Genomic DNA, 13,463 nt, shown 5'->3' with positions numbered 1-13,463 from the left:
TCGGTTTCGCCACGCGATGCCATATCACCTTCGGCTAAACTTTGCTGTTTGCGTCATCCGCCTATTGGCTCTAGAGGGACGCGACTGCCAAAAGGTCAGAGAAAGAGGGTCCAGAGAACCCCGGGGGACAAGCCGTGTCAGACGACCCGTCCAATCTCGAATTCCAGCCGCGCGCCAAGGGCAGCGTCATGGGTTTCCCCGCGCATGAGGGCCGGCCCGGTGCGCTGGGCGAGGTCCATGCCAGGCCGCATCCGCTGATCGAGAAGCCGCGCGTCCTGGTGCAGCTCGCCTTCATGACCGAGGGCGGCTCCGGCGTCGACCATGCCGTGCTTTCCGAACTGTCGCGGCGTCTCGGCATCGCCGCGCCCGACCGCCAGGCCCGCCATCACGCCATGAAATGGGGCAAGGGTTCGCTGCGCTGGGAACGGCATACGGAATTCTCGACCTATCTCTGGGAAGGCCCGCTTTCCGAAAGCGGCAGGGCGCAGGAGGATACGCCCTTCGGCAACGGCTTTTCGCCGCCGGGCACCGTCATCTCGGGGATCCGGCTGGAGATCCGCAAATGGACGCAGGCGAGCGAGCGGCTGATCGCGGCTTTCGACCCGACCAGCCTGTGCTACTCGCTGGTCGAGCGCGGCAATGCGGCCATCGTCACCGATTTCCGCCAGGATGGCGACGGCATGACCCGCATACTGGTGCTCGACCGCGGCCTGACGGCGGCGCGCACCGGGGCGCTGTCACAGCGGCTGATCGACATCGAAACCTACCGGACGCTCGCCATGCTCGGCCTGCCGCTGGCGCTGACCTTGTCGGGCCGCACCCGCCGCATCGAGGACAGGCTGGCGCAGACCACCCTGGAAATGAAGGTCGCCGAAACCCGCGACAGCCAGACTTTGCTCGCCGACCTGACCGAACTTGCCGCCGAACTGGAGGCCGACGCTGCCTCCAGCCTCTACCGCTTCGGCGCCAGCCGCGCCTATGACGGCATTGTCGTCGAGCGGCTGGAAGCACTCGAGGAAGAGGCCGTGCCGGGCTACGACACCTGGGGCGGGTTCCTGCAGCGCCGCGTTGCGCCGGCCATGCGCACCTGCCGCTCGGTCGAAGAGCGGCAAGCCAATCTGTCGCGCAAACTGACCCGCGCCACGACGCTGCTGCGCACCTGGGTCGATGTCGAGGTCGAAAAGCAGAACCGCGACCTGCTCGCCTCGATGAACAATCGCGCCCGCCTGCAACTGCGCCTGCAGCAGACCGTCGAAGGCCTCTCGGTCGCCGCCGTCTCCTACTATGTCGTCGGCCTCATCGGCTACGTTGCCAAGGGCGCCTCGATCTTCGGCCACACCTTCGCGCCGGAAGTCGTCACCGCCGCCTCGGTGCCGGTCGCCATCCTGCTGGTCTGGTGGGGCGTGCGCCGCGTGCGCCGGATGCATTCCGAACCGGCGAAGCATCCCGGCGGATAGCGGCAGATTGCCGCTGCGGAAGCTTGTCCCAACCTTGATGTCGGAGGCTGCATCACCGTAGCGTTTGCAAAGAATGCGCCTCACTGGTAAAAGATTTTGACCAGTCAAGCAAAGTGAGGCTGCAGATGTCCGGCCTGGCCATGCCGAAACCAGACGACGCCACGATGCGCCGGCGCGACGAGATCGTCGCCGACATGCGCATCATCGTGCCGGGCGAGGGCGTGGTCGACGCGGCCAATGCCATGCGCGCCTTCGAGAGCGATGGCCTGACCGCCTATCGGCAATTGCCTCTGGTCGTCGTTCTGCCCGAGACGGTGGCGCAGGTCTCCCGCGTGATGAAATACTGCAACGACCGCAACATCCGCGTCGTGCCGCGCGGTTCCGGCACCTCGCTGTCGGGTGGCGCGCTGCCGCTGGAAGACGCGGTGCTTTTGGTCATGAGCCGCTTCAACCGCATCCTGGCGATCGATTTTCCCAACCGCATCGTCGTCGCCCAGCCGGGCGTCACCAATCTCGGCATCACGTCAGCCGTCGAGCAGGAGGGCTTTTATTACGCCCCCGATCCATCCTCCCAGATCGCCTGCTCGATCGGCGGCAACGTCGCGGAGAATTCCGGCGGCGTGCACTGCCTGAAATACGGCCTCACCGCCAACAATGTGCTCGGCATCGAGATGGTGCTGATGAATGGCGAGGTGGTGCGGCTGGGCGGCAGCCATCTCGATGCGGAAGGCTACGACCTGCTCGGCGTCATGACCGGTTCGGAAGGACTGCTCGGCGTCGTCACCGAGGTCACGGTCCGCATCCTGAAGAAGCCGGAAACGGCGCGCGCCCTGCTGATCGGCTTCCCAACCAGCGAGCAAGGCGGCCAGTGCGTCGCCGACATTATCGGCGCCGGCATCATTCCCGGCGGCATGGAAATGATGGATCGGCCGGCGATTCATGCGGCGGAGGATTTCGTCCACGCCGGCTATCCCCTCGATGTCGAGGCGTTGCTGATCGTCGAGCTCGATGGGCCGGGCGTCGAGGTCGATCATCTCATCACCGCCGTCGAGGCGATCGCCATAAGCAACGGCTCGACCACCTGCCGAATCTCGCAGTCCGAGGCGGAGCGGCTGAGCTTTTGGGCCGGCCGCAAGGCGGCTTTCCCGGCGGTCGGCCGCATCTCGCCCGACTATTACTGCATGGACGGCACCATCCCGCGCAAGGAACTGCCGCGCGTGCTCGCCGGCATGCGCGAACTGTCGGAGAAATACGGTCTCGGCGTCGCCAATGTCTTTCATGCCGGCGACGGCAATCTGCATCCGCTGATCCTCTACGATGCCAATGTTCCCGGCGAACTCGACAAGGCCGAGAGTTTTGGCGCCGACATATTGCGCCTCTGCGTCAAGGTTGGCGGCGTGCTGACAGGCGAACACGGGGTCGGGGTCGAGAAGCGCGACCTGATGCCGGAAATGTTCAACCAGGTCGATCTCGACCAGCAGATGCGCGTCAAATGTGCCTTCGACCCCAACCATCTGCTCAACCCGGGCAAAGTCTTCCCGCAACTGCGCCGCTGCGCCGAGCTTGGACGCATGCATGTGCACCGGGGGCAGGTGGCGTTTCCGGACATTCCGAGGTTTTGAGGGGATGCTGTTCCGGAGCCAGATCCTTGCGGCCATTGCGTCGGGCGAAGTGACGCTCGCCTTTCGCCGCTGGAGGCGGCCGACGGTGAAGGCCGGCGGGCGGGTGAGGACGGCGTCGGGCGTCGTGCTGATTGGCCACATTGCGGTCGTGGATATGCACGCACTGACCGAAAAGGACGCGAGCGCGGCCGGCTTTCCGACACTCGCAGCCCTGAGTGAAATGCTTGGGTCTGATGACGGCACCCCGGTCTACCGCATCGAACTCAACGGCATCGAAAGCGACGAACGGGTTGGCTTGCGCGGCGAAGCCTCGCTTTCCGATGCGGATTGGCATGCCCTGACTCTGCGCTTTGCCCGCTGGGACAAGGCGGCGCCCGGCTATTTCCCGTCGATCCTGCAAGCAATAGGCGCCCATCCGGAAATGCGGGCAGCTGAGCTGGCTGCGGCGGCCGGTGTCGAAACGCTGAAGTTCAAGCAGGATGTCCGCAAGCTCAAGGAACTCGGCCTGACCGAGAGCCTCGATGTCGGCTACCGGCTGTCGCCGAGGGGCGAAGCCGTGCTCGAAAAGCTCAGGGAGCACAGGCTTTGACGACTTTCACCCCGGCCACGTCAGACGAGGTTCTGTCCACCGTCGCCTGGGCGGTGGGAGAAGAGACACCGCTCGAGATCCTCGGTCACGGCTCCAAGCGCGGCATTGGCCGGCCGCTGCAGACGGAGCACACGCTCGACCTGTCGAAACTCACCGGCGTCACCCTCTACGAACCTGCGGAACTGGTGCTGTCGGCAAAAGCCGGCACGCCCTTGACCGAGATCGAGAAGCTGCTGGCGGACAACGGCCAGCAACTGGCCTTCGAGCCGATGGATTACGGCCTATTGCTTGGCGGCGAGCCCGGCAGAGGCACGATCGGCGGCGTGCTCGCCGCGAACCTCTCCGGTCCGCGCCGGCTGAAGGCGGGTGCGGCGCGCGATCATATACTGGGCATCAACGTCGTGTCCGGCCGCGGCGAGGCCTTCAAGTCGGGCGGCCGCGTGGTCAAGAACGTCACCGGCTACGACATGTCGAAGCTGATGGCCAACAGCTGGGGCACATTGGCCGTTTTCACCGACGTGACCTTCAAGGTGCTGCCATCAGCCGAGACCGAGGTGACGCTCGCCATTCGAGGTTTGCTCGACGATGCCGCGGCAAGCGCCATGGCGTTGGCGCTCGGCTCCAGCGCGGAAGTGTCGAGTGCTGCCCATTTGCCGGAACGCATGGCCGCGCGCGTTGCCGGCGGCGCGCTCGGCAGCGATGCCGCCACGCTGCTGCGTGTCGAGGGCTTTGGCCCGTCCGTTGCCTATCGCATCGCCGCGTTGAAGATGCTGCTCGGCAAGGCCGGGCGGCTGGAGGAGATTGGCGGCGAGGTTTCGCAACTGATCTGGCGCGATGTCCGCGATGTCAGGCCTTTCGCCGACGGCACCGAGAAACCGGTCTGGCGCGTGTCGATGGCTCCCTTTCACGCGCATCAGATGGTCCTGACCTTGCGCATGCAGGCTGCCGTCAGCGCTTTCTACGACTGGCAGGGCGGGCTGGTGTGGCTGCGCATGGAAGAGGGCGATCCGGAAGCCGCCCTGCTGCGCGGGCTGTTGCGCAAACATGGCGGCGGCCATGCGACGCTGGTGCGCGCCGCCCCCGCCCATCGTGCCGCCCTGCCTGTCTTCGAGCCGCAGCCGCCGGCATTGGCCGCGCTCAGCCAGCGGCTGAAGCGGGAATTCGACCCGAAGAACATCCTCAATCCCGGCCGTATGGCTTAGGACTTCAAGATGCAGACGAATTTCTCATCCGCCCAGCTTGCCGACCCGCATGTCGCGGAATCGGAGAAGATCCTGCGCAAGTGCGTGCATTGCGGCTTCTGCACCGCCACTTGCCCGACTTATGTGACGCTCGGCAACGAACTCGATTCGCCGCGCGGGCGCATTTATCTGATCAAGGACATGCTGGAGAACGGCCGTCCGGCCGACAAGGAGATCGTCACCCATATCGACCGCTGCCTTTCATGCCTTGCCTGCATGACCACATGCCCCTCGGGCGTGAACTACATGCATCTGGTCGATCATGCCCGCGCGCACATCCAGGAGACCTATAAGCGGCCGTTGCTCGACCGCCTGACCCGCGCCATGCTGGCCTTCGTGCTGCCCTATCCCCAGCGCTTTCGCGCCGCGCTCAAACTGGCGAAGCTGGGAAAGCCCTTCATCGGCCTGTTCGAAAAAGTTCCGGCATTGAAACCGCTCGCCGCCATGCTCAAGCTCGCGCCGGCCTCGATCCCGGTAGCCTCGCCGAATGCGTTGCCGGGCGTTCATGCCGGGCAGGGCGCCAAAAAGGGCCGCGTCGCCATCCTCACCGGCTGTGCGCAATCGGTGCTCGATCCCGCCATCAACGACACGACGATTTCACTGCTGACACGCCTCGGCGTCGAGGTCGTGGTGCCGCCGGGCGAGGGCTGCTGCGGCGCGCTGGTCCATCATATGGGGCGCGAAGAGGCAGCCCTTGCCTCGGCAAGGCAGAATGTCGATGCCTGGACGGGCGCCATGGACCAGGGCGGGCTCGACGCCATCATCGTCACCGCGTCCGGTTGCGGCACGACGATCAAGGACTATGGCTTCATGCTGCGGCTCGACCAGGCCTATGCCGACAAGGCCGCGCGCGTCTCGGCGCTGGCCAAGGATATCACAGAATATCTGGCCGCTCTTGATATGCCGGAGCCGGTGCGCAAGCCGGGCACGGTCGTCGCCTATCACTCGGCCTGCTCCATGCAGCACGGCCAGAAGATCATCCGACAGCCGAAGGAGTTGCTGGCCAAGGCCGGCTTCGTCGTGCGCGAGCCGCGCGAAGGCCATCTGTGCTGCGGCTCCGCCGGCACCTACAACATCCTGCAATCCGAGATTTCGGCCAGGCTGCGCGACCGCAAGGTGAAAAACATCGAGGCCACTGGCGCTTCGATCGTGGCCACCGGCAACATCGGCTGCATCACGCAGATCGCCTCCGCGGCGAAGCTGCCGGTGGTGCACACGATCAAGCTGTTGGACTGGGCCTATGGCGGGCCGAAGCCGGATGGTGTTCCTGAAGAGAGAGGTCGCGGCTGAGTAAGGTCCGCGTTGCCGCCCTGAGATCGGCGGCGGTCCCCCTCATCCGGCGGCTGCGCGGCCACCTTCTCCCCGAGGGGAGAAGAGGAAGCGCGCCGGCGTTGACAATCTCCTCTCCCCTCGGGGGAGAGGTCAGCCGAGCGAAGCGGAGGCTGGGTGAGGGGGCTTGGCGCCGCCCTGTCCTATTCCGCCGCGAGCCGGTCCGCCGTGCCGTAGGTCGCCTCATAGAGCGCACGCTGGCGGCTGAGCGCCACCATGGTGTTGCGCAGCAGGATCGCCACCGTGATCGGGCCGACGCCACCCGGCACCGGCGTGATCCAGGAGGCCACGTCTTTCACGCTGTCGGTGTCGACGTCGCCGACGATGCGGCTCGTCCCATCGGGTCCGATCTCGGAATTGATGCCGATATCGATGACGGCAGCTCCTGGCTTCACCATGTCGGCCTTGATCAGCCGAGGCTTGCCCACCGCGACGAACAGCGCGTCGGCGCGGCGCGCGTGTGCTGCGACCGAGCGCGTCATGTGGTGGCAGACCGTCACCGTCGCGCCTTCGCTCATCAACAGGAAAGCAATCGGCTTGCCGACGATTTCCGAATGGCCGACGACAACCACTTCCAGTCCCTTGAGGTCGAGCCCGGTTTCCTTGAGCAATTCGACGGAGGCGGCCGCCGTGCAGGGCGCCAGATCGAGCTGGTTGTAGACGATGTTGCCGATAGAGGCCGGGTGCATCCCCTCGACATCCTTGAGCGGATGCACCGCCGCCTGCAGCGTCTTGACCGAAATATGCGCCGGAACCGGCCGCTGGATGATGATGCCGGTGACGCGCGGATCGGCGTTCAGGCCATGGATGGCCGCTTCCAGTTCACCCGAGGTGATGGTGGCGGGAAAACGCCGCTCCTCGAAATCGATGCCGGCAAGCTGGGCCTTGGCGCGCTGGTTGCGCACGTAAACGTCAACCGCATCGGTATCGCCGACGGTGATCGAGATCAGCTTTGGTGGAAAACCCTCGGCCTTGGCAATCGCCGCATCCTCGCGCACGGCGGCGATGATGCGCTGGGCAACCGGGCCGCCCTTCAGATAGCGGCTGTCGTCGGGCAGGGACATGGGGATGGGCTCTTTTCTTGCGTTGGCGCCGACATAGCAAAAGACCGTCGAAAATGGCAGTATGAAAGCGAAGCGCCATGCCTTCTGCGCGACGCAACGACGCGGGCTTTGTCGCAGCTACGGGACGCCGATCAAAAAAGAAGGGCAGCGCGGTTTCCCGCGCTGCCCTTCTTGACCGACCGCATCCCCATACGGCCCGTCCCCCGTTATTCCTTCCGGCTTCAGGAAACGATGTGTTTCCTGACCAAGTGATTCGCTGACGCTATTATATCACCTCGACCGTGGTTCCGACATTGACCCGCTCGTAGAGGTCGACAACGTCCTCGTTGCGCATGCGGATGCAGCCCGACGACACCGCGCCGCCGATCGTCCATGGCTGGTTGGTGCCGTGGATGCGATATTCGGTCGTGCCGAGATAGAGCGCCCGGGCGCCGAGCGGGTTCTCGATACCGCCGGCCAGATAGGTCGGCAGATAACGGCCCTTGGCGGCCTCGCGCTTGATCATCTGCGCCGGCGGGCGCCAGTCAGGCCACTCGCGCTTATTGGTGATCTTGTGCGTGCCCGACCATTCGAAGCCGGGCTTGCCAGTGCCGACGCCGTAGCGCCGTGCCTTGCCGTTCTTCTCGACCAGATAGAGGAAATTCTGCGTCGTATCGATGACGATGGTACCCGGCTTCTGCGGGCCGTCATAGGCGACTTCCTGCGGCAGGTAGATCGGGTTGATCTGCGGGCGCATCGCCATGCGCTTTGCCGGCTGCTGCACGGCCGCCGTCTGCACACGGTCTGGCTGCGCCGGTTGCGCATAGCGCAGGCGCGGCTGCTGCACGGCCTGGCGGTTCTGCCGCACGATGCCGGGCGCATTGCCAAGCTGCAGCACCCAGGGGGCGGAAAGGTCCGGGCTCACCATCACCGGCGGCCTGTCGGCATAGCGGTCGCCAGCGGCCGCGGGTGTGACGCCGGCAAACAGAGCCGCGGCGCCGAGCACGGAAAACAAAACTCTCTTCATCGGGAACGCACCTTGATCGTCTGATACAACCGGGTGGAAACGCTCCCCGGCTCGGGGGATCATTGGCGCGCAAGCAGCAACCGAAACATGAATCGGAATGCGTAAAATGCGGTTCTGTCAGTAAACCTTTTGGTGTGGTTACCGCCGGGTTCAGGAATCTGGTAAAGCCGCGGTAAAGGCAGCGCAAAAGCGCGTTAACGGATGGATTTTTCGCTATGAGCAATGAAAACACCGGCCTGCTTGCCGGTCCCGACGGGGTCGCCCGCTGCTTCTGGCACGGCAACCTGCCCGACTATCTGCACTATCATGATCATGAATGGGGCCGGCCGGTGGCCGACGACCGCAGGTTGTTCGAAAAGATCTGCCTTGAAGGTTTCCAGTCGGGCCTGTCGTGGCTGACCATCCTGCGCAAGCGCGAGAATTTCCGCGAGGCCTTCGCCGGTTTCGATTTCGACAAGGTCGCTGCCTTCACCGACAAGGATGTCGAGCGCCTGCTCGGCAATGCCGGCATCATCCGCCATCGCGGCAAGATCGTCTCGACCATCAACAACGCCAAACGCGCTCGCGAAATGGTCGACGAGTTCGGCTCGCTCGCCGCCTGGTTCTGGAAGTTCGAACCCGGCAAGGCGGAGCGGCCTGAAATTGTCGACCTCGCCCATCTGCGCGCCAATCCGACGACGGCGGTCTCGGTGCGGATCTCGAAGGAACTGAAGAAGCGCGGCTGGAGTTTTGTCGGGCCGACCACGGTCTATGCCTTCATGCAGGCCATGGGGCTGGTCAACGACCATCTCGAAGGGTGTGTCTGCCGCAAGCAGGTCGAGAAGGAACGCAAGGCCTTCAAACGGCCGACGTAGGGTTCACCTCTCGAACCGTCCCTTATGCCCGCTGCCATTGATGTCCCACACCAGGCTGCCGCCGGAAATGGTCAGCACCAGGCCGCTGAAGCCGCTGTCGTCGGGCGTGTGATGTGTCGATGCCGAACTGCGGCCGGCCGGGATGACCTCGACGGTCGATCCCTTCTTGACCCAGCAGCCCTTGCCGTATTGGTCATTGGCGCCATAGGCGAGCATGAATTCGAAGCTGCCGTCCTTCTTGAGCAGCAGTTCGGAGCCGACCTCCATGACGCCACGCAGATAATAGTGGCCGGCACGGCCCGCATCGCCRGGCTTGCAGCCAGCGGCACCGGCCGGGTTGGCCACCGCGAGTAAAAATGCGCAGCCAAGTGCGTATGCGTAGCCCAGTCGCATGCTCAATCCCCCGATCAGAAATATGGTACCCGGCGAGGCGGGCAGTTTCAGGTGCCGTTGACGCTGGCCAGGAACAGCCCGGCAACGATCGCCACCACCGTTGCAACCGTCGGATAGATCACCAGCAGGCCAGTCACCAATGCGTCGCGCATCGAGGGCCCCTTGCCGGTGTCGGCCGGCACGTCGAACGGCCCGGCAGCCTGGCCAATCATTTTCGGCGCATGGGTGCCGGCCGGGCGCAGCCGCGCCGGCAATTCGCTGGCGTCGCTGTTGGCATGGAATTTCACTGCGCTGGTCATGTCCCGAACCCTTTGAGTCCTGCGCTATATCGGCTCCGATTGTGTCGGCACGATGCCGCGCCCATGGCGGGATTGTTTCATTTTCGGTGCGTTTCTGTTTCAGAGAGGTTCGACTTCTCCCGATCCTCGTCGGGCGTCATGCGAGGTGCCTACCCTTGCCGCTATCGGCAGCATCGGTTAGGAAACGCGCGCTGCGGAATAGGAATTTCCTGTCGACGCAATGCTACGAAACACCGGGTGCCCATCTCATGGCCGATAAATCCGAAAAGACGAAAGCGCGGCTGCCACGCGGTTTTGCCGACCGCAGCGCCGAGGACATCCGCGCCGTCGAGAAGATGATGGCGACGATCCGCTCGGTCTATGAGCTCTACGGTTTCGAACCCGCCGACCAGCCGCTGATCGAATACACCGATGCGCTCGGCAAATTCCTGCCCGACCAGGATCGGCCGAACGAGGGCGTGTTCTCCTTTCAGGACGATGACGACCAGTGGCTGTCGCTGCGCTACGACCTGACCGCGCCGACGGCGCGTTTTGTCGCCGAGAATTACGAGCGCCTGGCAAAACCCTACCGCACCTACCGCTCCGGCTGGGTGTTCCGCAACGAGAAGCCAGGCCCCGGCCGCTTCCGCCAGTTCATGCAGTTCGACGCCGACACGATCGGCACGCCGGGCGTCGCCGCTGACGCCGAAATGGCGATGATGATGGCCGATGTCATGGAAGCGCTCGGCATCAAGCGCGGCGACTACGTCATCCGCGTCAACAACCGCAAGGTGCTCGACGGTGTGCTCGAGGCGAYCGGCCTTGGCGGCGAGGAGAATGCCGGCCGCCGGCTGACCGTGCTGCGCGCCATCGACAAGCTGGACAAGCTCGGGCCGGATGGCGTGAAGCTTCTGCTCGGCCCGGGGCGCTGGGATGGCGGCAAGGAAGGCGAGGGCGATTTCGCCAAGGGTGCCGGGCTGAACAACGGGCAAGCCGAGGCAGTTCTCCAGGCAACCGCGAGAAACGCGCAAGCCGGCCAGGATTCCATGGTCAATTCGAACGCGACCTATCAGGAGGGCGTCGGCGAACTCGCGACCATCGAAGCCCTGGTCAGGGCGGCGGGGTATGGCGAAGACCGCATCGCGATGGACCGCTCGGTGGTGCGCGGGCTGGAATATTACACCGGCCCGGTCTTCGAGGCCGAGCTGTTGGCCGAAATCCCCAACGAGGACGGCCAGATCGTGCGCTTTGGCTCGGTCGGCGGCGGTGGCCGCTATGATGGCCTGGTTTCGCGCTTCCGCGGCGAGCCGGTGCCCGCGACCGGCTTTTCGATCGGCGTGTCGCGGCTGATGACGGCGCTGAAGAACCTAGGCAAGCTCGACAGCGCCGATGTTATCGCACCGGTCGTCGTCCTGGTCATGGACAAGGACACCGAAAGCCTCGGCCGCTACCAGAAGATGGTGAGCGAATTGCGCGCCGCCGGTATCCGTTCCGAAATGTATCTCGGCGGCGCCGGCATGAAGGCGCAGCTGAAATATGCCGACCGGCGTGGTTGCCCAGTCGCCATCATCCAGGGCGGCGACGAGCGCGCCAAGGGCGAGCTGCAGATCAAGGACCTGATCGAAGGCGCGCGCATGTCCGCCGAAATCACCGACAACGCCGAATGGCGCGCCGCGCGCCCGGCGCAGGTGACGGTGGCGGAAGGTGAATTGGTTGCGGAGGTGAAGAAGATCCTGGCGGCGCAGGCTGCCGACCGCGCGAAATAAGAGCGCGGCCAGTGACCTCCCGCTTCCCCGCCATCGCAGCCGACATCTCAAACCTCTTCGCGGCGCGCAACACGCATGCGGTCGAGGTCGCCGTCCTGCAGCCGGCGGACCCTTTCCTCGACATGGCCGGCGAGGATTTGCGCCGCCGCATCTTCCTCACCGAAAGCGAGACCGGGCAGACATTGTGCCTGCGGCCGGAATTCACCATTCCGGTCTGTCTCGACCACATAAGCTCGCAGGCCGGCACGCCGCGCCGCTATTCCTATCTGGGCGAAGTGTTTCGCCAGCGCCGCGAAGGTGGCAACGAGTTTTTCCAGGCCGGCATTGAGGATCTCGGCGACCGCGATACTGCGCAAGCCGATGCCCGCTCCGTGGCCGACGCGCATGCGCTGCTTTCGCTGGTTCTGCCCGGTCGGTCGCTGGCGGTCACACTGGGCGATCAGGGCATCTTCGAAGCGGTGCTTGCCGCACTCGGCCTGCCGCGCGGCTGGCGCATGCGGCTGGCCCGTGCCTTCGGATCGGCGCCGATGCTGCAGGCGGCACTCGCCGATCTCGCCAACCCGCCGCGCAACGGCCAGCTTTCCGGCGAAGTCGCCGCCCTTGTCCTCGACGGTGATCTCGAAGGTCTTTCGGCGCACATCGCCGGCGGCATGGAACAGGCCGGCCTGTCGGCATCGGCCGGACGCTCGCCCACGGACATTGCGCGGCGGTTGATCGAGAAAGCCGAATTGCGCAGCGTGCGGYTGTCGAACGAGGCCTTCGCGGCGCTGAAGAATTTTCTGGCGATCGACGTGCCGCTCGATGGCGCGGCTGGGGCGCTGGAAAGCTTTGCCGCCGGCGCCGGGCTGTTGCTGGGCGCCGCGCTGGAGAAATTCGCCGCCCGTGCCAAGGCGATCGAGGCGCATGGCTTGCCGGCTGAAAAAATCCGCTACGACGCCGCCTTCGGCCGTCCGCTCGATTATTACACCGGCGTGGTTTTCGAAATCGCGGCGCAAGGCGGCGATCGTCCCCTGGCCGGCGGCGGCCGCTATGACCGGCTGCTGACGCTGCTTGGCGCCAGGACGGCGATCCCCGGCGTCGGCTTTTCCGTCTGGCTCGACCGCATCGAGGCGCTGCGGGAGACGGCACCATGATCACGCTGGCGATCCCATCGAAGGGCAGGCTCAAGGAACAGGCGCTGGACGTGCTGGCCAAGGCCGGCCTCGCCATCAGCCTGCCCGGCGACCAGCGCAAGTATCACGCCCGCGTCGAAGGCTTGGACAATGTCGAGGTCGCTTTCCTGTCGGCTTCCGAGATTGCAGGCGAAATCGGCCAGGGCGCCGTCGATCTCGGCATCACCGGCGAGGATCTGGTGCGCGAAAATCTCGCCGACTGGGAGGCCCGCGCCGAAATCGTAGCCCGACTCGGCTTCGGCCACGCCGATGTCGTGGTGGCGGTGCCCGAGATCTGGCTTGATGTCGATACCATGGCCGATCTCGACGATGTCGCCGCCGATTTCCGCCAGCGCCACGGCCGGCGGCTGCGCATCGCCACCAAATACTGGCGGCTGACGCAGCAGTTCTTTTCGCAGAAACACGGCATCCAGGTCTATCGCATCGTCGAAAGCCTGGGCGCCACCGAAGGCGCGCCTGCGGCCGGGCTGGCCGACGTCATCGTCGACATCACCACCACCGGCTCGACGCTGCGCGCCAACCATCTCAAGGTGCTGGGCGACGGTGTCGTGCTGAAGTCGCAGGCCTGTCTGGTCGCATCGAGCAAAGATCGTTCGACGGCGGATGAGTCGCTCCTGCGCGAGATCGCTGCGAAGATGGCTTCCATAGCCGCGTAACGTCGGCGCCATCCCCTCTGCAGAGCAGTCGAGTGA

13 protein-coding genes are annotated in these 13,463 nt (G+C 65.0%); 9 read left to right on the top strand and 4 right to left on the bottom strand.

Annotated elements, in window-relative coordinates:
- The first annotated feature begins 134 nt into the window (after positions 1–134).
- From AC1DPX_RS22790 to glcF, 5 genes are all read left to right on the top strand, one after another.
- Entirely contained in the window at positions 135–1,457 is a 1,323-nt protein-coding gene (locus tag AC1DPX_RS22790) for a DUF3422 family protein (RefSeq protein ID WP_477239712.1), read from the top strand.
- 125 nt (positions 1,458–1,582) lie between these two features.
- Positions 1,583–3,079, top strand: a complete 1,497-nt coding sequence (locus tag AC1DPX_RS22785; RefSeq protein WP_202355870.1) for an FAD-linked oxidase C-terminal domain-containing protein — start codon at positions 1,583–1,585, stop codon at positions 3,077–3,079.
- A 4-nt stretch (positions 3,080–3,083) separates the two neighbouring features.
- The gene (locus AC1DPX_RS22780; RefSeq protein ID WP_477239711.1) at positions 3,084–3,668 is read left to right on the top strand and encodes an ASCH domain-containing protein; all 585 of its coding nucleotides are present in this window, start codon (positions 3,084–3,086) and stop codon (positions 3,666–3,668) included.
- Positions 3,665–4,870 (top strand): FAD-binding protein, encoded by a 1,206-nt coding sequence (locus AC1DPX_RS22775; protein WP_477239710.1) that lies wholly within the window; start codon positions 3,665–3,667, stop codon positions 4,868–4,870. The genes AC1DPX_RS22780 and AC1DPX_RS22775 overlap by 4 nt, the downstream gene beginning before the upstream one ends.
- A gap of 9 nt (positions 4,871–4,879) precedes the next feature.
- Positions 4,880–6,199, top strand: coding sequence for a glycolate oxidase subunit GlcF (gene glcF, locus AC1DPX_RS22770; RefSeq protein WP_477239709.1), 1,320 nt, complete (start codon positions 4,880–4,882; stop codon positions 6,197–6,199).
- A 182-nt stretch (positions 6,200–6,381) separates the two neighbouring features.
- Here glcF and AC1DPX_RS22765 read toward each other — a convergent pair whose 3' ends face one another.
- Together AC1DPX_RS22765 and AC1DPX_RS22760 are read right to left on the bottom strand one after the other, a co-directional pair.
- A complete protein-coding gene (locus AC1DPX_RS22765) occupies positions 6,382–7,302 on the bottom strand; it encodes a bifunctional 5,10-methylenetetrahydrofolate dehydrogenase/5,10-methenyltetrahydrofolate cyclohydrolase (RefSeq protein ID WP_202355866.1) in 921 nt (306 codons plus the stop codon).
- A gap of 265 nt (positions 7,303–7,567) precedes the next feature.
- Positions 7,568–8,308 (bottom strand): L,D-transpeptidase, encoded by a 741-nt coding sequence (locus tag AC1DPX_RS22760; protein WP_202355865.1) that lies wholly within the window; start codon positions 8,306–8,308, stop codon positions 7,568–7,570.
- Between the two features lie 215 nt (positions 8,309–8,523).
- On the opposite strand from AC1DPX_RS22760, the gene AC1DPX_RS22755 reads away from it, so the two are divergent.
- On the top strand, positions 8,524–9,162 hold the full coding sequence (locus tag AC1DPX_RS22755; RefSeq protein ID WP_095786844.1) for a DNA-3-methyladenine glycosylase I: 639 nt from the start codon (positions 8,524–8,526) through the stop codon (positions 9,160–9,162).
- A 3-nt stretch (positions 9,163–9,165) separates the two neighbouring features.
- Here AC1DPX_RS22755 and AC1DPX_RS22750 read toward each other — a convergent pair whose 3' ends face one another.
- On the bottom strand, positions 9,166–9,555 hold the full coding sequence (locus AC1DPX_RS22750; RefSeq protein WP_477239708.1) for a hypothetical protein: 390 nt from the start codon (positions 9,553–9,555) through the stop codon (positions 9,166–9,168).
- A gap of 47 nt (positions 9,556–9,602) precedes the next feature.
- Complete coding sequence (locus AC1DPX_RS22745) at positions 9,603–9,854, bottom strand: hypothetical protein (protein WP_477239707.1); 252 nt, start codon at positions 9,852–9,854, stop codon at positions 9,603–9,605.
- Between the two features lie 248 nt (positions 9,855–10,102).
- Here AC1DPX_RS22745 and hisS point away from each other — a divergent pair, with 248 nt between their 5' ends.
- Genes hisS through hisG form a run of 3 tightly spaced genes read left to right on the top strand, consistent with a single transcriptional unit; the run spans position 10,103 to position 13,427 of the window.
- Positions 10,103–11,599: a histidine--tRNA ligase gene (gene hisS / locus AC1DPX_RS22740; RefSeq protein WP_477239706.1), complete on the top strand. Its 1,497-nt coding sequence runs from the start codon at positions 10,103–10,105 to the stop codon at positions 11,597–11,599.
- Between the two features lie 11 nt (positions 11,600–11,610).
- Positions 11,611–12,732, top strand: coding sequence for an ATP phosphoribosyltransferase regulatory subunit (locus AC1DPX_RS22735; RefSeq protein ID WP_477239705.1), 1,122 nt, complete (start codon positions 11,611–11,613; stop codon positions 12,730–12,732).
- Positions 12,729–13,427 (top strand): ATP phosphoribosyltransferase, encoded by a 699-nt coding sequence (gene hisG, locus AC1DPX_RS22730; protein ID WP_477239704.1) that lies wholly within the window; start codon positions 12,729–12,731, stop codon positions 13,425–13,427. The genes AC1DPX_RS22735 and hisG overlap by 4 nt, the downstream gene beginning before the upstream one ends.
- Positions 13,428–13,463: the final 36 nt, after the last annotated feature.

The organism is Mesorhizobium sp. 01N446 (assembly GCF_056399285.1).
The sequence above is the reverse complement of the archived record's forward strand: the minus strand, read 5'-3'. Positions and strand labels throughout refer to the sequence as shown.